This is a genomic window from Streptacidiphilus jiangxiensis (assembly GCF_900109465.1).
Taxonomy (GTDB): Bacteria; Actinomycetota; Actinomycetes; order Streptomycetales; family Streptomycetaceae; genus Streptacidiphilus; species Streptacidiphilus jiangxiensis.
Map to the genome: position 1 here is coordinate 34,107 of NZ_FOAZ01000008.1, position 24,802 is coordinate 58,908.

Consider the following 24,802-nt stretch of genomic DNA (forward strand, 5'->3'; position numbering starts at 1 on the left):
TGCGATGGACACTGTGTCCATGCCTCCTCTTCGACTCGCCGACCTGGTGGCGCTCCCCGAGCTTCGGCTGTCGGTGGTCGCCGCGCCCGATCGACTGGACCGACCGGTGGAGGCGGCCCATGTCTCCGAACTACTCCGCCCCGGGCCGTGGCTGCAAGGGGGAGAGCTGCTGATGACCATCGGGCTGCTGCTGCCGATGACCGCGGCGGGCTGCCGCGCCTACGTCCGCGACTGCGCGGCGGCCGGGGCGAGCGCGCTCGCACTCGGCCTCGGCCATGACCTGCCCTACCAGGAGGCGCCCGAGGTGCTGGTCGCGGCGGCGCGGGAGGCCGGCCTGCCCCTGCTGACCGTCCCGGACGAGGTGCCGTTCATCGCGGTCACCAAGGCCGTCTTCGCGGCGAAGGCGGCCGAGCAGCACCGGGCCCTGGAACGCGCCGTCGACGCGCAGCGGCGGCTGACCGCGGCGGCCGCGTCCGGCCGGGGCCTCACGGGGACGCTGGAGGCCTGGGTGGACGTCACCGGCGTCGGCGCGGTCGTCACCGACCTGCTCGGCCGTCCCATCGCCTTCGCGGGCCTGGACCCCGAGCGTTTGCCCGACGCGGCGGCCGAGCTCGTCGCCCGCGTGGCCTCCCGCGGCCTGCGCGGCAGCGCCACGAGCACGGCGGGCCCGCAGGGCGGCCCCGGCCTCGAGGTGCAGCCGTTGGGCGCGAACCGGCTGCGCGGCCTGCTGGTCCTCGTCGGCGCGCTCGCCTCCGACGACCGGATGCCCGCCTCGGGCCTGGTCTCCCTGCTCTCCCTGGAACTGGAACGCCGCCACCTGGCCGACGAGCCGGAACGCCGCCGCCGCTCGGCCCTGCTGGGGCGCCTGCTCACCGAGGGTGTCTCGCCCGCCCAGGCCCGCGACGTCCTCGCGCTGGCGGGCCTGGGCGGCGACACGTTCCGCGCCGTCGCGGTCGAGCCGCGCCCCCTCGCGGGAGCGGGGGCCGTGACGGGCGCAGGGGAGCCGGGGGGGCGGTCGGCCGCGGGCAGCGGTCGTGGCGGGTCGGCCCTGCTCGGCGACCGGTCCGTCGGCGCGGTAGCGCGGGCCGGAGCGGAGACGGGGGCCGGGGTCGGCGGCGGTCGTGCTGGTTCGGCCGGGGCGCGTGAGCGCGCCGAGGCGTCGGCCGAGGTGGCCGCGGATCTCGCGTCGGCCGCGCCCGGAGGGCTGGTGCGGGTGCGGGAAGGGGTGGTCGAGGCCGCCGGCGACGCGGATGCGGGCATCGGAGCGGGTGTCCGCCGTGGCGTCGTGCCGGGTGCGTCCGGCGCGTCCGGCGCTCGGACGGTCGGCGCGGCTGCCGCCGAGGCCGCGGCCGAGCTCGCCGCGGATCTCGCGCTGGCCGTGCCCGGAGGGCTGGTGCGGGTGCGGGAGGGGCTGGTCGAGGCGGTGGTCGGGGACGACCTGGACCTCGGGGACGTGCTGGCGCGTTTCGCGCCCGGCGCGGCCGCCGGGATCGGGCCCGCGGTGCCGCCGGAGGCCGCCGCCGGGTCGCTGCGCCAGGCCCGCGCGCTCGTCGCGGTCAGCCGCGCCCTGGGGCACCCCGCCGAGGCGCGCGAGGCACGCTCCGCGCGCCTGCTGCTGGAGTTCGGCGACCGTGCCGCGCTGCGCGGCTACGCGGACGCGGTCCTCGGTCCCCTCGACGCCGCCGACCCGGCCGGGGACCTGGTCCGTACCCTCGCCATCTGGCTCGACACCGGCGGCTCCTGGGACGAGACCTCCCGTCGCCTCGCGGTGCACCGCCACACCGCGCGCAACCGTGTCGACAAGGCCATGCGCCTGACGGGCCGCAATCTCGACGACGGCGACGACCGCTTCGACCTGTGGCTGGCCACGCGCATCCGCCAGGGCATGCGCACATCCACCCGATGAGCTTCGGAGAAAGTACTTTCCTTTTGGAAACTTCTTGCTAACGTTCAAGCATGGATGAGACGTTGAGCCCGGAAGAGGCTCTCCGCATAGCCGCCGACACCCGACGCATCGCCGCGACGCCGGGCATCCCCGCCTGGTTGCCGGTGTTCGCGGGCGCCACCATGGCGCTCACGCTGACCGTCCTCGGGGTGTCCGACCTGGTGGCGGGGGCGGCGGGCCAGGCGCTCCGGATCGCCGCCGTGCTCCTGGGGGTGGCGCACGTGGCGGTCTACGTGGAGCTGTGGCGCCGCTGGCGCCGGGGCGGGCTGGTGCCGTTGATGGACAGTCGGGTCCGAGAGCGGGTGACCAGGCTGAGCATCTTCGCGGGCTTCGCGTCCGGCGCGGGCTTCTCGATGAGCGGCCACCTCGCCTGGGGGACCATCAGCTGCGGCCTGATCCTGGGCGCCGGCACCTGGTACCGGATGGCCGGGCAGGTGCGCCAGCAGTGAGCAGGCTGCCCCAATCCCCCTTCCCGGACGAGGCGTTCGGCACGCTGCCCAAGCTCAAGCTGGCCGCGTTCCTGGCCGGGTGCGGCGAGGCGGACTTCGCCACCGTCGCCGAGGCCTGCCAGATCGCCGCGCCCACGCTCTCCAAGACCGCCACGGCCCTGGAGGAGATCGGCTACGTCCGGATCCGCAAGGGCCACGTCGGCCGCCGCCCCCGCACCTGGCTGTCGCTCACGCCCGAGGGCAGGACGGCCTTCGAGGTCCACCTCGCCGCGCTCTCCGCCCTGACCGAGCAGGGGCGGGCACACCAGGGAGACGACACGTAATTCCGAGGAGCGAGACGCCCGCACGGAATGTATTGACGCCCGGCGGGAATTCCTGCCAGTCTTCTTCGCATGAGCCAGTCCGCGAATTTCGCGCTGCGCCGCCACGTCGATCTCCGCCGTGACGCGAGCGCCCTCTGTGCCGCCGGTCGGTGAACTGACCGGCTGGTAGTCGACCCTGTTTGATCCGGGCTGACCTGGCCTTTCATTCGCCGCGCACGTGACCATCGCCGTGCGCGGCACTTTTTTGTGTCGCCCTGTTGCGCGGGTATTGATTCCTGTTGCGCCGGGCTGAATTTCGCCTGCCAATTTTCCCCTTCCTGTCGCCTGAAAGGGTTTCCCCGCCATGCACGCATTCCCGTCCAGACGCCGGTTCCTCGCCCTCCTCGGCAGCTCCGCCGCCGCGGTCACGCTGGCCGGATGCGGTGGCGCCGCCGCCGCGTCGGGCACGGGCGGGCAGGCCAGGACGCTGCGCTACCAGGGCTGGGCCGGACAGGTGCTCCTGCCCGAACTGGCGGAGGACCTCGGCTACTTCGGCGACGTGAAGCTGGACTGGGTGGGCGACACCATCAGCGGACCGCAGGACATCCAGTCGGCGGCCACCGGTCAGGTCGACTTCGGCGGCGCGTTCAACGGCGCGGTGGTGAAACTGGCCGCGAACCACGCGCCCGTACAGGCCGTGATCAGCTACTACGGCGTCGACCGCTACTCCTACAACGGCTTCTACGTGCTCGCGGGCAGCTCGATCCGCACCGGGCGGGACCTGATCGGCGCCAAGGTCGGCGTCAACACCCTCGGGGCGCACGACGAGGCGATGCTCGACATCTACCTCAAGCGCCAGGGCCTCACCCCGGACGAGATCGCGCAGGTCCAGCCGGTGGTCCTGCCGCCCGTCAGCACCGAACAGGCGCTGCGGGAGAAGCAGATCGAGGTCGCCGTCCTCGGCGGTGTGCTCCGCGACAAGGCGCTGGCCGAGGGCGGCATCCGGCCGCTCTTCACCGACTACCAGCTGCTCGGCTCGTTCAGCGCCGGCACCTACGTCATGACCGAGCGATTCCTGCGCCAGAACCCGGACACCGCACGGACCTTCGTCACCGGCACGGCCAAGGCCATCGAGTGGGCACGACGGACGCCGCGCGAGCAGGTGGTGGCCCGGATGACCGACATCGTCCACAAGCGGGGACGCAACGAGGACCCGGCGCCGCTGAAGTACTTCCAGTCCTTCGGCGTGGCCGAGACCGGCGGCCGGATCACCGACGCCGAGTTCCAGCTCTGGCTCGACTGGCTCGCCGACCGAGGCACCGTCCCGAAGGGCTCGGTGACCGCCGGCCGGCTCTACACCAACCAGTACAACGCCTACCGGGCCGGGAGTTGAGACGATGACCATCGAGACGCCGAAGATCGTCTTCGACGGGGTCGGCAAGGTCTTCCCCGCACGCGGTGCTGCGCCCGATCTGGTCGCCCTCGACGGCGTGGACCTGCAGGTCGCGGCCGGGGAGTTCCTGGTCGTGGTCGGGCCGAGCGGCTGCGGCAAGTCCACCCTGCTGGACCTGCTGGGCGGGCTGACCTGCCCGAGCGCCGGACGCGTCCTGCTGGACGGCGAGCCGGTGACCGGCCCGGGCCTGGACCGGGGCATCGTCTTCCAGCAGTACGCGCTGCTGCCCTGGCGCACCGCCCGCGGAAACGTCGAGTTCGGCCTGGAGGCGACGGGTGTACCGCGCCGCGAACGATCAGCGCGAGCAAGAGAGTTCCTGGACCTGGTGGGCCTGTCCGGCTTCGAGGACCGGCATCCGCACGAGCTCTCCGGTGGCATGCGGCAGCGCGTCGCCATCGCCCGCAGCCTCGCCTACGACCCCGACGTGCTGCTGATGGACGAGCCGTTCGCCGCGTTGGACGCGCAGACCCGGGAGACGCTCCAGGACGAGCTGCTGCGGATCTGGGAGCGGACCGGCAAGACCGTCGTCTTCATCACCCACGGCATCGACGAGGCCGTGCACCTGGGCCAGCGCGTCGCGGTGCTCACCTCGCGGCCGGGTCGGGTCAAGCACGTCGTGCCGATCGCGCTGGGTGCGGGTCGCCACGAGGTCGACGACCTGCGCTCCAGCCCCGAGTTCGCCCACCACCGGCACGAGATCTGGACCCTGCTGCGCGACGAGGTCGCGCAGGCCCAGCGCCTGGAGAAGGAGAGGGCAGCGGCATGAGCCTCGACACGACGGAGACACTGATCTCGGACAGCGCACCCGCCGGGCCCCGGGCGGCCACCCCGCAGGCCGATCCGGCGGCGATCGCGGGTTCCTCCGGACCGGTCGGCGAGGAGCCGGGCACGCCGGGGCCGCCCCGGGCGGAGCCCGCCGTGGCGGAGTCGGCGGTGGACGCAACAGCAGCCGCGCGCGGGTCCGACGCGCCCGCGCCCCAGCCCGTGCCGCGTCCCGCGCCCGGTCCCGTTCCCGCGCGGAGTGCCGTTGCGCGCCGCGGCGCCGCGCGCCCCGCGCGACTGCTGCTGCGCGGGGCCACGAAGTCCGTCGCGATCGTCGCGCTGCTCGCGCTCTGGGAGGTCGCGCCCCGGCTCGGCCTGGTCGACGCGACGTTCCTGCCGCCGTTCTCCGTCGTCGCGCAGGACTGGTGGAACCTCGCCGCCAACGGGCAGCTGTGGGCCAACACGCAGGCCAGTCTGGTGCGTTCGCTGAGCGGCTTCGGGCTGGCCGTCGTCCTCGGGGTGCCGCTCGGGCTGCTGATCGGCTGGTACCGGCCCGTCGCCGACCTGCTCGGACCGTTGCTGGAGCTCTTCCGCAACACCGCCGCGCTCGCCCTGCTGCCCGTCTTCATCCTGCTGCTCGGCATCGGCGAGACCTCCAAGATCGCCATCGTGCTGTACGCCTGCACCTGGCCGATCCTGCTCAACACCATCAGCGCCGTGCGCGAGGTGGACCCGACCCTGCTGCGGCTGGCCCGGTCGATGGACCTCTCGCCGTTCCGCCTGTTCCAGAAGGTGATCCTCCCGGCGGCCGTGCCGACGATCTTCACCGGCATCCGCCTGGCCGGGGCCGTCTCGATCCTGGTGCTGGTCGCGGCGGAGATGGTCGGCGCCAAGGCCGGGCTCGGCTACCTGATCAACTCCGCGCAGTTCAACTTCGCGATCCCGGACATGTACGCGGGGATCGTCACCATCGCCCTGATCGGCGTGCTCGTCAACCAACTGCTCGTCGCCGCCGAACGCCGTCTCGGCGCCTGGCGGCTCCCCGCCCGAGGAGAGAACCGATGACCCCGCCCGCCGCCGAGGAACGGCAGCTGCACCTCAACGCCTTCCTGATGAACGCCGGCCACCACGACGCCGCCTGGCGCCACCCGCTCAGCACGCCCGAACGGGCCACCGACCTCGCCTACTGGCGCGACCTGGTCCGCACCGCGGAACGCGGCCGGCTGGACTCGGTCTTCCTGGCCGACGGTCTCGCCCTGTGGGGTCAGGTCCGCTACAACGCGCTCGGCGGCTTCGAGCCGCTGACGCTGCTCTCCGCGCTGGCCGGCGCCACCGAGCACGTCGGCCTGATCGCCACCGTCTCCACCACCTTCAACGAGCCGTTCCACACCGCCCGCGCCTTCGCCTCCCTCGACCACCTGAGCGGTGGCCGGGCCGGCTGGAACATCGTCACCTCCGGCACGGTCAACGAGGCCCGCAACTTCAACCAGGACGAGCACCTCGACCACGCCCTGCGCTACCGGCGCGCCGCCGAGTTCGTCGACGTGGCCACCAAGCTCTGGGACAGCTGGGAGGACGACGCCCGGCTCGTCGACCGCGAGCGCGGCCTGTACGCGGACGGCGAGAAGGTCCGCCCGATCGACCACGCCGGCGACTGGTTCCGGGTGCAGGGGCCGCTCAACGTGCCGCGGTCGCCGCAGGGATACCCGCTGCTGGTGCAGGCGGGCTCCTCGGAGGACGGCAAGGAGTTCGCCGCCCGGTACGCCGAGGCGGTGTTCACGGCGCAGCAGACCCTCGCGGACGCGCAGGCCTTCTACGGCGACCTCAAGGCCCGGCTGGCCCACCACGGCCGCACCCCGGACGCGCTGCTCGTGCTGCCCGGCATCTGCCCGGTCATCGGCGGCACCGAGGCCGAGGCGCAGGCGCTGCTGGAGGAGCTCACCGAGCTCCAGGTGCCCGAGTACGGGCTCGCGCAACTGTCGGGCATGGTCGGCGTCGACCTGACCGGCCTGCCGCTGGACGGGCCGCTGCCGCAGCTGCCCGAGGAACGCGACATCAACGGCAACAGGAGCCGGTTCGCGCTGGTCGCGGAGCTGGCGCAGCGCGAGGGCCTGACGCTGCGGCAGCTCATCGCCCGCCTCGGCGGCGGTCGCGGCCACCGCGTCTACGCGGGCACGCCCGAGCAGATCGCCGACCAGCTCCAGGAGTGGTTCGAGCAGGGCGCTGCGGACGGCTTCAACATCATGCCGCCGATCCTGCCGACCGGCCTCGCCGACTTCGTCGACCAGGTCGTGCCGATCCTCCAGTCCCGCGGGCTGTTCCGTACCGAGTACACCGGCCGCACCCTGCGGGACCACTACGGCCTGCCCCGCCCCGCCAACCAGTTCACCCGTGTCCGCAGCGCTGTCTGAGAAGGGAACCACCATGTCCACCAGCACCGGATTCGACGTCCGCCGCATCGGCGGCCGGATCGGCGCCGAGATCCTCGGCGTCGACCTGCAGCAGGAGCTCGACCCCGCGCTCGTCGCGGAGCTCAACACGGCCCTGCTCGACCACAAGGCCCTGGTCTTCCGTGACCAGCACCTCGACGACGCGGGTCAGCTGCGTTTCGCCTCCCTCTTCGGCGAGCTGACCACCGCGCACCCCACCGTCCCCTCCGCCGAGGGACAGCCCAACGTGCTGCCCGTCGACGGTGAGGCCGGCCAGCGGGCCAACCGCTGGCACACCGACGTCACCTTCGTGCGCACCCCGCCCAAGGCGTCGACGCTGCGCAGCATCGTCGTCCCGCCCTACGGCGGCAACACGCTGATCGCCAACTCCCAGGCCGCCTACGACGACCTGCCCGAACCGCTGCGCGCCTTCGCCGACCGGGCCTGGGCGGTCCACACCAACGACTACGACTACGCGGTCCCGCGCGACGAGCGCGCGGCGGCGCGGCGCAAGCAGTTCACCTCGCGCACGTACCGCACCGCCCACCCCGTCGTCCGGGTGCACCCGGAGACGGGCCGGCGCGGCCTGTTCGTCGGCGGGTTCGCCCGCACACTGCTCGGCTTCGACGGCGAGCAGTCGCAGGAGCTGCTGCGTGTCCTGCAGTCCTACGTGACCCGGCCGGAGAACGTCCTGCGGGTCTCCTGGAACCCCGGTGACGTCGTGCTCTTCGACAACCGCGCGACCCAGCACTACGCCCCTGACGACTACGGCGACCTCCCGCGCCTGCTGCACCGGGTCACCGTCGCCGGGGACGTCCCGGTCGGCGTGGACGGCAGCGAGAGTTACGTCGTCGAGGGGGACGAGGCGGCGCACTACACGCCCGCGGTGGCCTGACCGCCGCCGTCCGGGCCGTGTCGGGCAACTAGGCTCGGGCGCATGGACGCTGCCGCCTGCCTCGACGTTCTCGCACTCGACCAGCCGCCCGCCGCCTGGGTGGACGCCGCGCACCGGCTCCTCGCGGAGCTGGTGCGCGGCGGTGCGGCCCTGGGCTGGGTCGACCCGCCCTCGCACGAGGAGGTGGCGCTGCTGCTCACGGACGTCGCCGCGCAGGTGCAGGCGGGCGACGCGGCACTGCGCGTCGCGGTCCTGGAAGGCCGCCTGGTCGGGCTCGGCTACTGGACCCGGTACGCGCGCCCGACGCACCGGCCGCACGCGGACCTGGAGAAGGTCGCCGTCGACCCGGCTGCCCAGGGCCGCGGTGTGGGCCGCGCCTTGGTCTCGGCGCTGGTCGCGGACGCGAGGGCGGCCGACATCGAGGTGCTGACGCTCGACGCGCGCGGCGACAACGCGAACGCCCTGCACCTCTACCGCAACCTCGGCTTCACCGAGTACGGGCGGCTGCCGGACTTCGTCGCCGTGGGGGAGCGCCGCTACGACAAGGTCTTCTGCATGCTCGACCTGCGGCGCTCCTGACACCCTCCCGGTGGGCGGCCGCCTGGTGACGGCCGCCGTGCTGCCGGTCTTTTGCCTACCGCTTGGCGTAGCTGCGCAGGAAAAGCGCCTCGGCGAGCGAGAGGCGCTCCAGCTCCCGCGGGGAGACGGACTCGTTCGGCGCGTGGATCTGCGCCTCCGGCTCGCTGAGGCCGATCAGCAGGATCTCCGCCTCGGGGTAGAGCGTCGCGAGGGTGTTGCAGAGCGGGATGCTGCCGCCCTGGCCGGCGATCTGCATCTCCTCGCCCGGGTAGGCCACCGCCATCGCCGCGCGCATGGCGGCGTAGGCCGGGCTGGAGGTGTCGGCGCGGAAGGCCTGCCCCTGGCCGCGGGTGGTGACCTCCACCCGGGCGCCCCAGGGTGCGGCCGCCTCCAGATGGGCGATCAGGGCCTCCTCGGCACGCGCGGCGTCCAGGCCCGGCGGCACGCGCAGCGAGACCAGCGCGGTCGCGGCGGCCTGGACTGACGGCGTGGCGCCGACCACGGCCGGGCAGTCGATGCCGAGCACGGTGACCGCGGGGCGCGCCCAGACCCGGTCGGCGACGGTCCCGGTGCCGATCAGGCCCACGCCCTCCAGGACCTTCGCGTCGCTGCGGAAGTCGCCCTCCGCGTACTGCAGGCCCTCCCAGCTCTGTCCGGCCTCCGCCTCCAGCCCGTGCACCGCGGTCGCGCCGGTCTCGTCGCGCAGCGAGTCCAGCATGCGGATCAGCGCGGCGAGCGCGTCCGGCGCGGCACCGCCGAACTGGCCCGAGTGCAGGTTGCCGCCCATGGTGCGGACGGCCACCTCGACCATGCTCATCCCGCGCAGCGTCGCGGTGACGGTCGGCAGCCCGACACGGAAGTTGCCGGTGTCGCCGATGACGATGGCGTCCGCCGTCAGCAGCTCCGGGTGGGCCTCGGCGTAACGCTCCAGACCACCGGTGCCCTGCTCCTCCGAACCCTCGGCGATCACCTTGACGGTCACCGGGACGCCGCCGGTCGCCTTGAGCGCGCGCAGCGCGGTCAGGTGCATCAGCACGCCGCCCTTGCAGTCGGCCGCGCCGCGTCCGTACCAGCGGCCGTCCCGCTCGGTGAGCTCGAACGGCGGGGAGACCCACGCCGCCTCGTCCAGCGGCGGCTGCACGTCGTAGTGCGCGTACAGCAGCACCGTCGGCGCGCCCTCCGGGCCCGGCAGCACGCCGTAGACGGACTGCGTCCCGTCGGGGGTGTCCAGCAGTGCGACGTCCACGAAGCCCTCCGCGCCCAGCGCGTCCGCGACCCACCGGGCCGCCTTCTCGCACTCGCTGACGGGGAACTGCCGCGGGTCGGCGACGGACTGGAACGCGACCAGCTCGGCCAGTTCCTCCTTCGCGCGCGGCATCAGCCCGGCGACGACCTCGGCCAACTCCGCTCCGGCGGGGGCGGCGCCTTCCTGGGAGACGGGGGACTGCGACATGCGTGCGCTCCTTGTGGGTGCTGCGGACGGTCCGGGGTGGGGCCGGTGGTACCGGCCCACCTTACGGTCCGCCCGCCGCTCTGCCCGCCTTTCCGCCGGTCAGGGCCGGACGAGCAGGTCCGACCAGCGGTGCCGGTCTGCCACGTCGGGCTGACGATCTCCTGCGACACGGCGTTTCGCGTGACCCGATCCGGCGGGGCGCGTTACCCCTGAGTCCGTGCAGCCTCTTGATCCGGGAGTCACCGTGACCGCTCGACGTGTCGCCATCGTGGCGGCCTCGCTCGCCTTCGCCGCCGCACTCGGGTTGTGGTTGTGGTGTCTGTTCCATTGGTCCGACGGGGAGTTGCGGCAGATGGACCTGCAGGTCTATCTGAAGGCCGGGCAGAGCCTGCCCGGCGGCGAGCGACGGCTGTACCTGTTGCAGGGCGGTCCGGCCGGACTGCCGTACCTGTATCCGCCGTTCGCGGCGATGGTCTTCTGGCTGTCGCCGCCGTTCGCGGTCGCGCAGGTCCTGCTGTTGGGGCTCAGCGTCGCGGCGGTGGTGCTGGTGAGCTGGTGCGGGTTGCGGCTGGCGGGTGGTGGGCGGCCGGGCGTCGCGGCGGTGTTGGCGTGCACGGCGGCCGCGCTGTGGCTCGCGCCCGTCCAGGAGACGCTTCGTTACGGGCAGTTGAACCTGCTGCTGCTCGCGCCAGCGGCGGTGGACTGGTGCCTGCCGGACGGCCACCGGCTCAAGGGCGTGCTGCTGGGCCTGACGGCCGGGATCAAGCTGACGCCCGCGCTCTTCCTCGCCCACTACCTGTGCACCGGCCGCCGCTCGGCCGGTCTGCGCGGGCTGGCGACGTTCGCCGGGACGGCGCTGCTCGGGCTGGTGCTGCTGCCGCACGCCTCGCTCGCCTACTGGCCGCAGCTGAGCGGCCTGGCCGAGCGGGCGCACCGGATGCTGCTGATGGCGACGCCGATCGACCAGGCCGTGGCGTCCTTCGCGGTGCGGGTGGTCGCGGACACCGCGCAGGTGCGGGCGGTCGGCGGGGTGCTGGGCTGGGTCGCGGCCGCGATCGGGCTCGGGCTGGCGGTGCTGCTGCACCGGCGGGGGCGGGAGGCGGCCGGGCTGGTGGTGGTGTCGGTCGCGGCGCTGCTGATGGAGCCGATGTCGTGGGTGCACCACTGGGTGTGGGCGCTGCTGCCGGCCCTCGGGCTGCTGGTGGTCCGGGCCCGGCGGGGCCACTGGTCGCGGTGGTTGGCCCCGGTGCTGGGCTGCCTGCTCTTCGGCGCCTGGCCCCCGGGCTGGTTCCGGCCGATCCGGGGTGCGGACTGGCCCGGCGGCCTGACCTGGGCCTCGCCGCTGCCGAACGCGAGGACGGAGCCGGTCGCGGCGGTCCTCGACTTCCTCTGCCAGAACCTCTACGTGCTCTCGGGGCTGGCGCTGCTCGTCGCGGTGCCGGTGTGGCTGCTGGTGACGTCGAGGCGTGCGGCCACCGGCGCCCCCGTGATCGCGCCGCGGGCCGAGGCGACCGCGATCGGGATCAGGCGCTAGCCAGGACAGTAGCCATGTACAGTATCTGTCATGGGTGAGAACGGCGGCGACACGACCGGCCAGACCTCGACCGGCCAGACCTCGATCGGTCAGACCTCGACCGGCCAGACCTCGATCGGTCAGACCTCGACGGGCCGGGCCACGGGTGCGAGCCACCCCAAGGGGTCGCTCGCCGGGCACCTGGTCTGGCGGCTGTCGCTGAAGTGGCGCGTGGCCGTCGACCGGGCGGTCGCGCCCCTCGGGCTGACCCACGCCACCTACGTGTTCGTCTCCTCGCTCCACGCACTGCGCCGCGCCGGAGCCCGGCCGAACCAGCGCGAGCTGGCCGAGGCCACCGGCCTGGAGGCGCTCTACGTCTCCAAGCTGGCCCGCTCCCTGGAGGCCGACGGCCTGATCGTGCGGGTCCGCGACACCGCGGACACCCGCGCGTTCCGGCTCGACCTGACCGAGCGTGGCGAACAGGCCGTGCGCGAGGCGATCTCCGTGGTCCAGGCCCTCCTCGACGAGCTGCTCGCGCCGCTCGGCGGCACGGCCGGGGAGGGCGCGGCGGCCTTCGCCGCCCAGCTCGACGTGCTGCTGGCGGTGCGCGCAGGAGCCGCAGGCGCAGAGCTGTGACCACGGACGCGTGACCACCCTGACTACTCTGCACACGTGACGATCGAACTCACCCTGCTGCCACGCGTCTCCTGTCGGGGACAGGAGGTCACCTCCGCCCGGCTTCGGGGTCTGCTCGCGCTGCTCGCAGGGGAGTTGAGAGCCGGCTGCAGCACCGCGCTGCTCGTGGACGGGCTGTGGCCGGACGCGCAGCCGGAGAACCCGGCGAAGGCGCTGCAGGTGCTGGTCTCGCGGGCCCGCGCGCAGCTGGGTACCGGGCTGATCGTCACCACCCCCAGCGGCTACCGGCTGGACCTGGCCGAGGACCAGGTCGACAGCGCGGCGGTCCTGCTGCGGGCGGCGGCCGCCGCCCAGCAGGCCAGGGAGGGCGACCACGCGGCGTCGCTCGCCCACGCCGAGGCGGGCCTCGCGCTCTGGGAGGGCGAGGCCGACGCACAGGCTGCCCCGGCCCCGGGCACCCAGGACGGGGCCCGTGACGAGGACGACCCCGTCGCCGCGCTGCGCGCCGGACGCGCGCCGGTGCGTCGGGCGCTGGCCCGGGCGCGGGCCCTCGCGCTGGCGCGGCTGACCCGGTACGACGAGGCGGCGCCCGCCCTCGCGCAGGTCGTCCGCGCGCGGCCGAGGGACGAGGAGGCGCTGCTCGAACTGCTGCGGGCCGAGGCGGCCACCGTCGGCCCGCCCGCGGCGCTGGCCCGCTACGAGCACTACCGCCGGTCGCTGCGCGACGAGTTGGGCGTCGACCCGGGCGCGCCGCTGCAGACGCTGCAGCGCACGCTGCTGGAGGGCGAGGTGCCCTTGGAACGGCACGGGCTGCCGCACGAGCCGAACGAGCTGGTCGGCCGGGACGCCGACATCGCCGCCGTCTCCGCACTGCTGCGCAGTGCCCGCGTCACCTCCGTGGTCGGGCCGGGCGGGCTCGGCAAGACCCGGCTGGCCCAGGTCGTCAGCCGGGCCGCCGAGCAGCGGGTGGTGCACTTCGTGCCGCTCGCGGCGGTGACCAGGGACGAGGACGTGGCCGCCGAGGTCGTGGCGGCCGTGGCGGCACACGCGGGCGCACGCAGCGCCGTGCCGGGGCGGGCCCCGGCCGACGACGTCAGCGCTCTCGTCGAGGCCCTGGGCAGCGGCCCGGTGCTGCTGGTGCTCGACAACTGCGAGCAGGTCGTCGCCGGCGTCGCCGACATCGTGCAGGTGCTGGTGCAGCGCACCAAGGACCTGCGGGTGCTCACCACCAGCCGCGCGCCGCTCGGCCTCTCCTCCGAATCCGTCTACCTCCTGCCCGAGTTGGGGCCGGAGCAGACCGCCGAGCTGTTCCGCCGCCGGGCCCGCGCCGCGCGCCCGGACGTCGAGCTCCCCGAGGACGCGGTGCGCGCACTCTGCGGCCACCTCGACGGGCTGCCGCTGGCGGCCGAGTTGGCGGCGGCCCGGGTACGGGTGCTGTCCGTCGCCGAGATCACGCGCCGCCTCACCGACCGCTTCGCCCTGCTGCGCGGCGGATCCCGCGACGCCCCGCAGCGGCACCGGACACTGCGTGCCGTCGTCGACTGGAGCTGGAACCTGCTCGACGCGGACGGCCGCGCGGCGATGCGCGCGCTGTCCGTCTTTCCCGGCGGGTTCACCGCCACCGCCGCTCAGCACCTCCTCGACGCGCTGAGCGCCCACGAGGAGCGCGAGGAGCAGGAGGGCGAGGAGCTGGACGCGCTGGAGCTCGTCGAGCATCTCGTCGACCAGTCCCTGCTCAAGGCCGCCGACACCCCGTCCGGCCTGCGTTTCCACATGCTGGAGACGGTCCGCGAGTTCAGTGCGGACCAGCGCGAGGCGCAGGGCGGGACCGAGGCGACCACCGAGGCGCTGCTCGCCTGGGCGCGCGCCTTCGGACTGGCCGAGTTCGACGCGCCGTTCGGCGCCGACCTCGCCGGCGCCGGGGACCGGATCCGCGCCGAACTGGAGAACCTGACGCTCGCCCTGCGCCTGGGGCTGGCCCGGCAGGACGGCGACACCGTGGCCGCCACCTCCGCGGCACTGGCCGGCCTGTGGACGGTCGAGGCCCGCTACAACCGCATGGCCGTCCTCGACACGGAGGTCGCCCGGCTGCTCTCGCACCACCGGCCCTCCTCGCCCGCCTACGTCGAGGCGGTCCGGGCCGTGTCCACGCTCTGCGCGACCAACCTGTTCCTGGTGCGCGGCCCGCACGCGGTGCGCTCGCTGGTGACGCTGCGGCGGCTGCCGCCCGGCTCGCCGACCAGCCTGGTCCGGGCACTCGCCACCGTCCTGTGCGTGAGCCGCGACGCGCTGGTCGCCGGCGACCCCGGGCCGCTGCTCGCGTTGACCGGCGACGAGCAGCCGCCGCTGCTCGCGGCCGTGGCCCGGGCGACCGCCAGCTATGCGGCCGAGGCGCAGGGCGATCCGGAGACCGCGCTCGGCCACGCGCGCGGGATGCTCAGGGCGTTCGAGCACCGGGGCGGCTCCCTGCCGCTGCTGGAGATCCTGGCCCACTCACGGATCAGCGAACTGTGCCTGCTGGCCGAGCAGCCGGCCGAGGCCGAACGTCACCTGCGGGCCGCGCTGCTGCTCCAGGAGCGGGTCGGCTGGCGCTCCGACGTCATCGGCCTGCGCTGGGCGCTGATGCTGACCCATCTCCAGCTCGGCAACCCCGACGAGGCCGAGCGCTGGCTCGAGCAGGCAGCACTGCACCACGTGGACGAGACCGTCGACTCGCTCCTGGTCGAGCTGGGCGGTCGAGCGGAGATCGCCCTGGTGCGCGGGGAGACCGAGCTGGGCCTCGGCTTCTGGCGCCGTGCGGTCGAGCGGTTGCGCGACTACCCCCGGCTCGCGCCGGACGGGCGCCCGCTCGCGCCCGGGGAGACCGACAGCCTGGAGCCGTGGATCCTGGAGATCCATGCCGTCGCCGTCGCCGCACACGCCCAGCACGGACGCGGGGAGCTGGTGTCGGACCTCTCCGACCAGCTGGCGAGGGACCTGACCGCTATGCTGATGCGACCTCAACTCCGGTTCTCACCTGCGGGCCTCGACCTCTCCCGGGTCGGCGCGGGCCTGCTCGCACTGGCCTACCTCGACCTCGAGCGGGGCCGTACCGCTCCGGCGGCCCGGCGGCTGGCGCTGGCCGAACGGGTGCGCTACGCACGGAACTTCCAGCCCACCATGTCCGCGGAACGAGCCCGGACGGCGGCCTGGAACGCAGACCGGCCGGCGTATGACGAGGCGGTCTCGTCGTACGCCGGCCTGGATCCGGAGGGCCTGCGCCTCGCGGCGCTGGAGGCCCTCGCCGATCGCTGAGCCCGGTCGGCCCCTCAGGGTCGGACAGGTCCTCGGGCCGGTCGCGCTCAGCGGGCCACCGGGTCGCGGTGGAAGAGCTTCTTGCTCCAGGCGTAGCCGCCGAAGCCGATCACGACCGCCCAGGCGACCGCGAGGATGCCGTTGTGGCCGATCGGGGAGCCCAGCAGCAGACCGCGCATCGTCTCGATGAAGGCGGTGAAGGGCTGGTACTCGGCGAACTGCGCCAGGCCCGTGGGCAGCGAGTTGATCGGGACGAACGCGCTGCTCAGGAAGGGCAGCAGCAGGGAGATCGGCAGCACCGCGTTGCTGGCGCCCTCGGGCGTCGGGCTGGCCAGACCGAGGCCGACCCCCAGCCAGGTGACGGCCAGGGTGACCAGCGCCGTGAGCCCGAAGGCGGCGACCCACTCCAGCAGGCTCGCGCCGGAGCGGAAGCCGAGGGCCAGCGCCACACCGACCACCAGCACCGCGCTGGCCATGGTCACCAGCACGTTGCCCACCACGTGCCCGGTCAGCACCGAGGCGCGGGAGATGGGCATGGTCCGGAACCGGGCCACGATGCCCTCGCGCATGTCGGTGCAGACGGCGACGGCGACCGGCATGGAGCCCGAGGCGATGGTCATCAGCAGGATGCCGGGGACCAGGTAGTTCAGGTAGCTGCCGTGGTGCGGGGCGGTGCCGGCGCCGACCGCCATGCCGTGGCCGATCACGCCGCCGAAGACGTAGTTGAAGAGCAGGAGCATGATGACCGGCCCGCCGATCACGCTGATCGTCATGCCGGGGTAGCGCAGCGCGTGTCGCAGGTTGCGTCGCAGCATGGTGGTGGAGTCGGTCAGGGCGTAGGAGAGGGTGCTCATCGTGCGGCCGCCTTGGTCTCGTTGTCCGTGGTGGTGGTCTGGGTGGGAACGGTCGGGCCGCCGGTGAAGGCGAAGAAGACGTCGTCCAGGTCGGGGGTGTGCACGGTCAGCTGCTCCACCGGGATGCCGGCCGCGTCGAGCCGGTCCAGGACCGTGCGGACCGCGTGGGCGCTGCCGTCGCTCGGCGTCTGCAGCGTGAGCGCGTTGTCGTCGCGCGGCCCTGCGGGCAGCAGCCGCGCGGCGTCGTCGAGGGCCTGCGCGTCCGGGAAGTGCAGCACCAGGTGCCCGCCCGGGACGAGCCGCTTGAGCTCCGCAGGAGTGCCCTGGGCGACGAGCCGCCCGTGGTCCAGCACCGCGATCCGGTCGGCGAGCTGGTCGGCCTCGTCCAGGTACTGCGTGGTGAGGAAGAGCGTGACGCCGTCGGCGACCAGGCCGCGGATGATCTCCCACATCGCGCGGCGGCTGCGTGGGTCCAGGCCCGTCGTCGGCTCGTCCAGGAAGATCACCTTCGGGCGTCCGACCAGCGTCATCGCCAGGTCCAGCCGGCGTCGCATGCCGCCGGAGAAGGTGGCGGCCATCTTCTTCGCCACGTCGACGAGGTCGAACTGCTCCAGCAGTTGGGCCGCGCGGCGGCGGCCCTCGGCCCGCGGCAGGTGGTGCAGGTCCGCCATCAGGAGCAGGTTCTCCTCGGCGGTCAGCAGGTGGTCCACGGCGGAGAACTGCCCGGTCACCCCGATCACGCCGCGGACGTCGTCCGCGGCGTCGACGAGGTCGTGACCGATGACGCGGGCGCTGCCGCCGTCCGCGCCGATCAGCGTCGACAGGATCTGCACCGTGGTGGTCTTGCCGGCCCCGTTGGGGCCGAGCAGCGAGAACACCGTCCCCGCGGGGATCGCGAGGTCGATGCCGTCCAGCACGACCTTCTCGCCGTAGGCCTTGCGCAAACCGGTGGCTTCGATCGCCAGCTGCGACGGGCTCATCTCCGGTTCCTCCTTCGTCCCTCGTCGTGTTCCGTTCGGTGGTGACGAGGAAGAGAGTGGAGGGGCCCGGATTCACGGCGGCTTCAGCGTGGTTTCATCGGGTTCCATCAGTGAAACCGTCGGGATCGGGAGGAGCGGGGATGGCTGCGGCGCGGGATTCCCTTGTGGTGCGCACGGAGATCGAGGCCACGCCGGAGGAGGTGTGGGCGGCGGTCTCGGACGTGACGCGGATGGGGGAGTGGAGCCCCGAGTGCACGGGCGGCGCGTGGCGCGGCACTCCGGCGCAGCCGGTGGTGGGGGCGCGCTTCCAGGGCCACAACGCGAAGGGCGGCCGCCGATGGTCGACCGTCTGCGAGGTGGTCGCGGCCGAGGCGGGCCGCGCGTTCGCCTGGGAGGTGAGCTGGGGTGTCCCCATCGCCCGCTGGGGCTTTGTCCTCACCCCCGGCGCGACGGAGGGCACCACGGTCGTCGAACAGACCTGGCAGGACCGCCGCAACCCCGTCGTCGCCTGGCTCACCGAGGCGGCGCTCCGCACGGGCCGCAGGGCGTCGTGGAACGAGCGCACCATGGAACGGACGCTGGCCGCCTTGAAGCGATCGCTTGAGTTGCACCATCAGGGGTGCGAGGAACCGCGCGAGGAACCGCGCGAGGAACCGCGTCACAAGCCACCCACGCAGGTGGTGCACCGAACGCGTTGCACCATCAGGGGTGCGAGGAACCGCGCGAGGAACCGCGCGAGGAACCGCGCGAGGAACCGCGCGAGTAACCACCCTGTGCGGATGGCCCTGCGCGTTCGGTGCACCACCTGCGTGGGTGGCTTGTGACGCGGTTCCTCGCGCCCCTGATGGTGCGACAGGAGGTCTTACTCGAAGGTCAGCCAGGAGCGGTGCCACAGCAGCGCGCACTGGCGGTCGCAGCCGAGCTCGGCGAGGGGCTCGCCGAGGCAGCGGAGGCCGTCGAGTTGGTACCACTCGCCGACCGGGTACTGCCAGCGGGGGAGGGCGCGGGGGGTGACCTGCCGCAGGACCGGCAGGCGGCGGCCGACGTGTCGGGCCATCGCCGCGTGGAAGGGGACGCCGAGCAGCGTGCCGTCGGGGTCGAGGGTCTGCTGGATCTCCTGGAGGCTGCGGACCGTGGCGAAACGCTGCGGCGCCGGGACCGCGGTCGGTGCCGCCGCCGAGCGGAGCCAGTCGTCGCGGAAGAGCAGGGCGCAGCCCAACCCGCAGCCCTCGTCCTCGGCGCCCGCTCCGGCGCACGTGCCACCGCGGAGCGTGACCGTGCGGGAGATGCGACGCATCCGGTAGTGGTCGTCGAGCATGCGCCGCACCACGTGCTCGACCTGGTAGGTGCCGCCGCAGAAGGACCACTGCGAGGCGGTGAACCAGAGACCGCCGAGGCGGTCGTCCGCGTCCAGCGTCGTGCGGATCTCCTCCGCGCTGCGGACGGTGACCCAACTGCCCACCTCGAACGCCGACGGACGGCCGGGGCCCGGCACGCCGGTGAGCCGCTCGCGGGCGTGCTCGCGGATGAGACGCGTCGGGCGCAGCACGCCGAACGGCGGCCGGGCGTGGATCGGCAGCCCCTCGTACTGGCAGCGGGCCGCCTGCATCGGCAGCCGTGGCGCGGGCAGGGCGAGCCGCCCGCTCCTCGCGGTGTCGCCGGTGGCGTCGGCGTTGGTGTCGGCCGGGAGTTGGGACATCGGACGGCTCCTCGTCGGCAGGCGCGGCGGCCTCGGCACGGGCCCGTTCGCCACGCCGATGGTAACCAGCCGACTACGGATCGCAGTGGTCGATCACCCCTCCGAGCGACGCCCTGCGGGCAGGGAGTTGACGTTACGGCAGCAATCGCTGCTCCTTGGCCCTCGCGACGGCCGCGGCGCGCGTGTCGACGCCGAGCTTGGCGTAGACGCGGACCAGATGCGTCTTGACGGTGGCCTCGCTGATGAAGAGCGCCTGCGCGATCTCGCGGTTGCCCAGGCCCTTCGACAGATGGGCGAGGATGTCCAGTTCGCGCGGGGTGAGCGTCGGCCCGGGCGCGCGCAGCCGGGCCATGACCCGGCTGGCGACCGGGGCGGAGAGCGTGGTGCGGCCCTCGGCCGCGGCGGCGATGGCGGTGAAGAGCTCCTCCGGCCGTTCGGCCTTGAGCAGGTAGCCGGTGGCACCCGCCTCGATCGCGCGGGTGATGTCGGCGTCCGTGTCGTAGGTGGTGAGCACGAGCACGCGCGGGCCGTCGGGGGCCGCGGTGAGACGGCGGGTGGTCTCCACGCCGTCGATGCCGGAGCCGAGCTGGAGGTCCATCAGGACGACGTCGGGACGGTGGTGCGCGACGGCGGCGAGGGCCTCCTCGCCGGTGGCCGCCTCGGCGACGATCTCGATGTCCGGCGCGCTGCCGAGCAGCGCCGTCAGGCCCGCCCGCACCACAGCGTGGTCGTCGCAGAGCAGCACACGGATCACGCGGCCGCTCCCTGGTTCCGACCTTGGCCCAGGTCAGGGGCCGTGCGGTGTGCGCGTATCGGCTCCAGCGGCACGACCGCCGTCACCGTCGTGCCGGCGCCCGGTGCGGACTCGACGCTGAGCCGGCCGCCGAGCTGGCCGATGCGGGCCCGCATCGCGGGCAGGCCGTGGCCGCCGTCGGGGCCGGGGGCGGGGAGCACGGCCGGGTCGAAGCCGTGGCCGTCGTCCCAGACGTCGAGGATCACTTGGTCGTCCAGGTAGGTCAGGGTGACGGTGGTCGTCGCCGCGTCGGCGTGGCGGCGGCTGTTGCCGAGGGCCCCCTGTGCCACCCGCAGCAGTGCGCCCTGGGCGCGCTCGGGGAGGTCGACGGCCATGCCGTCGACGTGCAGGTGGGCGCCCTCGCGGGCGGCGACCGTGCGCAGCGCCGCCTCCAGGCCGCCGGTCTCGGCCAGGTCGGCCGGGGCGAGGTCGTGGACGAAGCGGCGGGCCTCCGCCAGCGAGCGGGCGGTCGACTCGGAGGCGGCCGCGAGCTGGGCGCGGGCCGCCGGGCCGTCCCGGTCCCAGCTGCGTTCGGCGGCCTGCAGCAGCAGCTGTTGGCTGGTCAGGCCCTGGGCCAGGGTGTCGTGGATCTCCGCCGCCAGCCGCTGGCGCTCGGCGAGCACGCCGGCCCGGCGCTCCGTCGCGGCCAGCTCGTCCCGGGCCTCGACCAGCTGGGCCATGCTGGCACGCAGCCGCTCCGTCTGCCGCTGGGCGTGCAGCAGCACGGCCACGGCGAGCGCCGCGATGGCGGGCGGGGCCAGCAGGACGTTGGGGTCCCAGCCCGTCAGCCGCACCTCGGAGCCGACGATGGCGCCCGTCAGCAGCCCGATCAGGACGATGGCGGGCCGGGCGGGCAGGATCCGCAGCGCGGAGTAGAGCAGCGGCACGGCGCACCACGAGCAGCTCGGCGCGAGCAGCGCGAGCGCGAGCCAGGCGGCGACCACGCCGGCCAGCCAGATCCGCGGATGCCCCCGCAACGCGCCCGCCAGTAGGTAGACCGCGGCCAGCAGGGCGCCGGCGGCGAGCACCCACGGGGTGCGCGGATCCCCGTGGTGGCGTTCCAGGAAGCGGGCCAGGGAGGCGCCCAGCAGCACGAAGAAGGCGGTGTGCACCACCAGCGCGAGACGCCGGTCCTCCGCGGTCGTCATGCCGGGCTCCTTCCTGCGCGCGGGTGCCTGTCCGTCCCCACCATCGTCACACGCTGTGCCGAGCCGGGGGTCAACCGATCGGTTGACCTCCGGTCGTCCGTTCGGTCTCCGGGGTCGACCCCGACGGTCGACCGACCCGGCCCCGGACCGCTTCGACGATGGAAGCACCGGCCCGAAAGCGCGGGCCCCGAGGATCAGGAGATCCGCCATGAAGGCCACCCTTCGCCGCAGCCGTGCCACCGTCCTCACCGGCGCCGCCACCCTGGTCGCGCTCACCGCGGGCGTCGTCGGCGCCGTCTCGGCGACCGCCGCGAGCCCGACACCGGCCCCCGCCGCGCCGGTCTCCGTCCCGGCGTCGCAGACGCAGCAGACCACGCACCTGACCGAGGCGGCGGCGCTCAAGGCCGCGCAGGCGGCGCAGGACGCGGCGGCCAAGGCCGGCCGGCACGTCTCGGTCGCGGTGGTCGACCGCGACGGCAACACGATCGTCACGCTCCGTGGCGACGGCGCGGGCCCGCAGTCCTACGCCTCGGCGCAGGAGAAGGCCTACACGGCGGTCTCCTGGAACGCCCCGACCTCCGTCCTCGCGGGCCGGCTGGCCCAGAACCCGACCCTGAAGGACATCCCCGGCACCCTGTTCCTCGCCGGTGGCGTCCCGGTCGACGCGAAGAGCGCCCCGATCGCGGGCATCGGCGTCGCCGGCGCCCCGAGCGGTGACCAGGACGAGTCCTTCGCCGCGGCCGGCGCGGCGGCGCTGGGCCACTGAGGAGCGGCGCCCCGGAAACCGGGAAGCCTCCCCGGCCTGGTGGCCGGGGAGGCTTCGACGTGCGGCTACTGCCTCAGCGCGTGACTACTTGACCGCGACCCAGGTGGCGGCGGAGGTGGCGGCGCCGCTGGCGGCGTCACCGCCGTAGACGTAGCGCCACGAGCCGGAGCGGTTGTCGTGCAGGGTGGTGGACAGTGCACCGGTGCTGCCGGTGCGGACCCAGCGGACGAAGGTCCACTGCTGGGAGCCGGCCGCGCGGAACTGCAGCGCGACCCAGCGGCCCGCGTACCCGCCCCACGTGAACCTGCTCCAGTCGGCGCGGTTGAGCTGCCCCTTGACGGTCAGCGAGGCGCCCTTGTGGACCGCGGTGGCGGAGGGCTTGGCCGTCAGGGCGTCGGCACGCTTGAACAGGGCGAACGACGTGGCCTTCGCGTCGAGGGTCGTCCGGCCGTCCTTGCCGGTCACCAGCACGGCGACGTCGAAGACCATCCCCGCGACGCCGTTGGGGAGCTGCATGGTCTTGACGTTGTACGTCTCGGTGTCGCTCTCGCCGGCGGTCTCGCCGGTCGCGCTGCGGCTGATGACCGGCAGCGCGGAGACCTTGGCGAAGTCCGAGAGGGTGACCTTGTACCCGTGCGCGGTGGCGTAGGCCGAGTACGGGACGGCCTTGATGGACTTGATGCCGGCCGGGTCGGTCGCGGTGATGCGGATGGACTCGGTGGCCTTGCCGGTCAGACCGAGCACGAGCGTGGTCGCCGACGCGTGGGTGATCACCGGCTTCGGGGTTGCGGCGAACGCGGACGCGGGCAGGGCCACGGTGCCGAGCGCGAGCGCGCCGACCAGGGCCGGCGCGACTATGCGGATGCGCATGAGTGCTCCTTGACGAAGATCGCGCGCACGGCGCACGCGATCTTGAGAGGAGCGTTATACCAGTCGGACCTGACGGGGGGACGGCCCGACCCGGCCGCACGTGCTCGACCGCCTCGCCGCGGTGCTGGGCGGCGAGGCGGTTCGGGTCACTTTCGGGTGCGAGCGGTCGGGTGCGGGCGGTCGGGTGGGAGCGGGTTCAGGGCTTGCCTTCTCCCTCCTCGGTGGTCTGGTAGCCCTTGGGCTCCTCCTCGATCTCGACGTTGCCGATGTACGCCTGGGTCTCCTCCTGCGGCAGCCGGACCGCCTGGGCCCAGTAGTAGATCACCAGGCTGAACGCGGCGACGACGCCAAGGTCCCACCAGAGCGGGAGGCTGTTGCTCGCGCCGCAGGAGTTGGTGTTGGCCGGTCCCGCGCTGCAGTAGCGGCCACGCCAGGAGATGATGCCCATGCCCAGCAGGTAGACCGGCAGCCACTGCGCCGACCGCCAGTCCATGCGCGGCGACTTCGAGTTGAGCTTGAACGTCACCGACGTGCCGAGCAGCAGGTAGCCGAGCAGGATGCCGATCCCCAGCCGCCACAGCGTGTCGAACCCGGACCAGTACATGATCAGGTTGGCCACGATGAAGGCGACCGGCGACCAGAAGTTGCCGGCGGGCAGCCGGTACGGCCGGTAGCGGTCCGGGTCGGACTTGCGCAGCACGCCGAAGGAGAGCGGCGCGCCCGCGTACATCAGGACCGACGCGGAGGTGATGAAGCCGACCAGCTTCTGCCAGGTCGGGAACGGCAGGAAGACGACCAGGCCCATGACGAAGGCGAAGAGCAGGCCGAACCACGGGACGCCGCGCTTGGTGGTCTTCTCGAAGACCTCCGGCACGTAGCCGTTGCGGGACAGGCCGTAGGAGACGCGGGACGTCGCCGTGGTGTAGATCAGGCCGGTACCGGCCGGGGAGACGACCGCGTCGATGTACAGGACCGTGGCCAGCCAGCCCACCCCGATGGTGGTCGCCAGACCGGCGAACGGGCCGGTCTTGCCGGTGAAGGTGAGGTTGGCCCAGCCGCCGGAGGCGAACGCGCTGTGCGGCAGCGCGGCGATGAAGACCACCTGCAGCATGATGTAGATCAGCGCGCCGAGCAGGATCGAGCCGATGACGGCGACGGGGATGTCGCGTTTGGGGTTGCGGCTCTCACCGGCCAGCTGGTCCGCCTGTTCGAAGCCGAGCAGGGCGAAGATGATGCCGCTGGTGCTGATCGCCGAGAGCATGCCCTCCGAGCCGAAGGGCGAGAACCCCTGGTAGCCGAAGTTGTTGCTGTGCCAGGCGGTGGCCGCGAAGACCAGGATGGTCAGGCACGGGATGGCGATCTTCCACCAGGTCGCGGCGCTGTTGGTGTGGGCCAGGATCTTGATGCCGAGCCAGTTGACGACGACGAAGAAGGCCATGAAGGCGACCGCCAGCGCGTAGCCGGCGCCGGTCAGGTGGTTCTTGCCGGTCTGGATCCAGCTCGCGTGGACCGAGAGGTAGTTCAACGCGGCCAGGACCTCGATCGGGGCCACGGTGACCGCCTGCAGCCAGGAGAACCAGCCGAAGGACGCGCCCGCCGCCGTGCCGAAGGCGTAGTGGGGGAACCGGCCCGTGCCGCCCGAGACCGGATAGGCCGCGCCCAGCTCGGCGTGCACGAAGGCCAGGATGATGATGGCCGCGGCGCCGATGCCCCAGGAGACGAGCGCCGCCGTGCCGGCGGCCTGCGCGGCGAACAGTGCGCCGAAAAGCCAGCCCGAACCGATGATCGACCCCACCGAGGTCCAGGTCAGACCGATCAGCCCGATGTCGCGTTTCAGGGCGTGCTGGCCTCCCTTGGGAGGCGCGGTCGCGGTTGCCAAAGGGATCACCTCAATCCGACCGGGTCAGTCGGCGGTATCGGTGAGCCGCGGGCGCTGTGGGCGCGCGGGCTCCCCGGTATCGGAGCCTGGCGACGGCAACGCG

At 73.6% G+C, this 24,802-nt stretch carries 22 protein-coding genes; 14 read left to right on the forward strand and 8 right to left on the reverse strand.

All coding sequences use genetic code 11. The features are described from left to right. Positions 1-19 precede the first annotated feature (19 nt). From BMY61_RS16740 to BMY61_RS16780, 9 genes are all read left to right on the forward strand, one after another. On the forward strand, positions 20-1,906 hold the full coding sequence (locus tag BMY61_RS16740) for a PucR family transcriptional regulator (RefSeq protein ID WP_075003938.1): 1,887 nt from the start codon (positions 20-22) through the stop codon (positions 1,904-1,906). A 50-nt stretch (positions 1,907-1,956) separates the two neighbouring features. Beyond that, positions 1,957-2,394, forward strand: coding sequence for a hypothetical protein (locus BMY61_RS16745; protein ID WP_042447775.1), 438 nt, complete (start codon positions 1,957-1,959; stop codon positions 2,392-2,394). Beyond that, positions 2,391-2,717 carry a transcriptional regulator gene (locus tag BMY61_RS16750; RefSeq protein ID WP_236656016.1) on the forward strand — a complete coding sequence of 109 codons (327 nt, stop codon included), beginning with the start codon at positions 2,391-2,393 and terminating at the stop codon, positions 2,715-2,717. Before BMY61_RS16745 ends, BMY61_RS16750 begins: the two co-directional genes overlap by 4 nt. Before the next feature lie 343 nt (positions 2,718-3,060). Next, positions 3,061-4,089, forward strand: coding sequence for an ABC transporter substrate-binding protein (locus tag BMY61_RS16755; RefSeq protein WP_042447776.1), 1,029 nt, complete (start codon positions 3,061-3,063; stop codon positions 4,087-4,089). Between the two features lie 4 nt (positions 4,090-4,093). After that, a complete protein-coding gene (locus BMY61_RS16760) occupies positions 4,094-4,915 on the forward strand; it encodes an ABC transporter ATP-binding protein (RefSeq protein ID WP_042447779.1) in 822 nt (273 codons plus the stop codon). Continuing rightward, positions 4,912-5,976, forward strand: coding sequence for an ABC transporter permease (locus BMY61_RS16765; protein ID WP_082015020.1), 1,065 nt, complete (start codon positions 4,912-4,914; stop codon positions 5,974-5,976). The genes BMY61_RS16760 and BMY61_RS16765 overlap by 4 nt, the downstream gene beginning before the upstream one ends. Continuing rightward, a complete protein-coding gene (locus BMY61_RS16770; protein WP_042447782.1) occupies positions 5,973-7,322 on the forward strand; it encodes an LLM class flavin-dependent oxidoreductase in 1,350 nt (449 codons plus the stop codon). Before BMY61_RS16765 ends, BMY61_RS16770 begins: the two co-directional genes overlap by 4 nt. Before the next feature lie 13 nt (positions 7,323-7,335). After that, positions 7,336-8,235, forward strand: coding sequence for a TauD/TfdA dioxygenase family protein (locus BMY61_RS16775; RefSeq protein ID WP_042447786.1), 900 nt, complete (start codon positions 7,336-7,338; stop codon positions 8,233-8,235). 42 nt (positions 8,236-8,277) lie between these two features. Continuing rightward, positions 8,278-8,814 (forward strand): GNAT family N-acetyltransferase, encoded by a 537-nt coding sequence (locus BMY61_RS16780; RefSeq protein ID WP_042447789.1) that lies wholly within the window; start codon positions 8,278-8,280, stop codon positions 8,812-8,814. 55 nt (positions 8,815-8,869) lie between these two features. On the opposite strand, the gene BMY61_RS16785 is transcribed toward BMY61_RS16780, so the two are convergent. Then, on the reverse strand, positions 8,870-10,267 hold the full coding sequence (locus tag BMY61_RS16785) for a dipeptidase (protein WP_042447791.1): 1,398 nt from the start codon (positions 10,265-10,267) through the stop codon (positions 8,870-8,872). A gap of 244 nt (positions 10,268-10,511) precedes the next feature. Between BMY61_RS16785 and BMY61_RS16790 the strand changes: the two genes are divergently transcribed. Genes BMY61_RS16790 through BMY61_RS16800 form a run of 3 tightly spaced genes read left to right on the forward strand, consistent with a single transcriptional unit; the run spans position 10,512 to position 15,710 of the window. Next, the gene (locus tag BMY61_RS16790; RefSeq protein ID WP_143094388.1) at positions 10,512-11,801 is read left to right on the forward strand and encodes a glycosyltransferase 87 family protein; all 1,290 of its coding nucleotides are present in this window, start codon (positions 10,512-10,514) and stop codon (positions 11,799-11,801) included. A 30-nt stretch (positions 11,802-11,831) separates the two neighbouring features. Then, positions 11,832-12,416 (forward strand): MarR family winged helix-turn-helix transcriptional regulator, encoded by a 585-nt coding sequence (locus BMY61_RS16795; RefSeq protein ID WP_082015021.1) that lies wholly within the window; start codon positions 11,832-11,834, stop codon positions 12,414-12,416. A gap of 36 nt (positions 12,417-12,452) precedes the next feature. Further along, a complete protein-coding gene (locus BMY61_RS16800; RefSeq protein ID WP_042447793.1) occupies positions 12,453-15,710 on the forward strand; it encodes an ATP-binding protein in 3,258 nt (1,085 codons plus the stop codon). 47 nt (positions 15,711-15,757) lie between these two features. Here the strand turns inward: BMY61_RS16800 and BMY61_RS16805 are convergent, their stop codons facing one another. Both BMY61_RS16805 and BMY61_RS16810 read right to left on the reverse strand, forming a co-directional pair. Continuing rightward, entirely contained in the window at positions 15,758-16,564 is an 807-nt protein-coding gene (locus tag BMY61_RS16805; protein ID WP_042447796.1) for an ABC transporter permease, read from the reverse strand. After that, positions 16,561-17,544: a daunorubicin resistance protein DrrA family ABC transporter ATP-binding protein gene (locus BMY61_RS16810; RefSeq protein WP_042447798.1), complete on the reverse strand. Its 984-nt coding sequence runs from the start codon at positions 17,542-17,544 to the stop codon at positions 16,561-16,563. The genes BMY61_RS16805 and BMY61_RS16810 overlap by 4 nt, the downstream gene beginning before the upstream one ends. A 140-nt stretch (positions 17,545-17,684) precedes the next feature. On the opposite strand from BMY61_RS16810, the gene BMY61_RS16815 reads away from it, so the two are divergent. Beyond that, the gene (locus tag BMY61_RS16815) at positions 17,685-18,368 is read left to right on the forward strand and encodes an SRPBCC family protein (RefSeq protein ID WP_075003939.1); all 684 of its coding nucleotides are present in this window, start codon (positions 17,685-17,687) and stop codon (positions 18,366-18,368) included. A gap of 38 nt (positions 18,369-18,406) precedes the next feature. Here the strand turns inward: BMY61_RS16815 and BMY61_RS16820 are convergent, their stop codons facing one another. From BMY61_RS16820 to BMY61_RS16830, 3 genes are all read right to left on the reverse strand, one after another. Next, positions 18,407-19,243 carry a hypothetical protein gene (locus tag BMY61_RS16820; RefSeq protein WP_042447807.1) on the reverse strand — a complete coding sequence of 279 codons (837 nt, stop codon included), beginning with the start codon at positions 19,241-19,243 and terminating at the stop codon, positions 18,407-18,409. A 133-nt stretch (positions 19,244-19,376) separates the two neighbouring features. After that, positions 19,377-19,997 carry a response regulator gene (locus tag BMY61_RS16825; RefSeq protein ID WP_042447810.1) on the reverse strand — a complete coding sequence of 207 codons (621 nt, stop codon included), beginning with the start codon at positions 19,995-19,997 and terminating at the stop codon, positions 19,377-19,379. After that, a complete protein-coding gene (locus tag BMY61_RS16830; RefSeq protein ID WP_042447813.1) occupies positions 19,994-21,184 on the reverse strand; it encodes a sensor histidine kinase in 1,191 nt (396 codons plus the stop codon). Before BMY61_RS16830 ends, BMY61_RS16825 begins: the two co-directional genes overlap by 4 nt. Before the next feature lie 208 nt (positions 21,185-21,392). Between BMY61_RS16830 and BMY61_RS16835 the strand changes: the two genes are divergently transcribed. Then, complete coding sequence (locus BMY61_RS16835) at positions 21,393-21,950, forward strand: GlcG/HbpS family heme-binding protein (RefSeq protein WP_042447816.1); 558 nt, start codon at positions 21,393-21,395, stop codon at positions 21,948-21,950. Positions 21,951-22,034: 84 nt separating this feature from the next. On the opposite strand, the gene BMY61_RS16840 is transcribed toward BMY61_RS16835, so the two are convergent. After that, positions 22,035-22,820: a hypothetical protein gene (locus tag BMY61_RS16840; RefSeq protein WP_052438707.1), complete on the reverse strand. Its 786-nt coding sequence runs from the start codon at positions 22,818-22,820 to the stop codon at positions 22,035-22,037. A gap of 196 nt (positions 22,821-23,016) precedes the next feature. Further along, positions 23,017-24,705 (reverse strand): APC family permease, encoded by a 1,689-nt coding sequence (locus BMY61_RS16845; RefSeq protein WP_042448090.1) that lies wholly within the window; start codon positions 24,703-24,705, stop codon positions 23,017-23,019. Positions 24,706-24,802 lie beyond the last annotated feature (97 nt).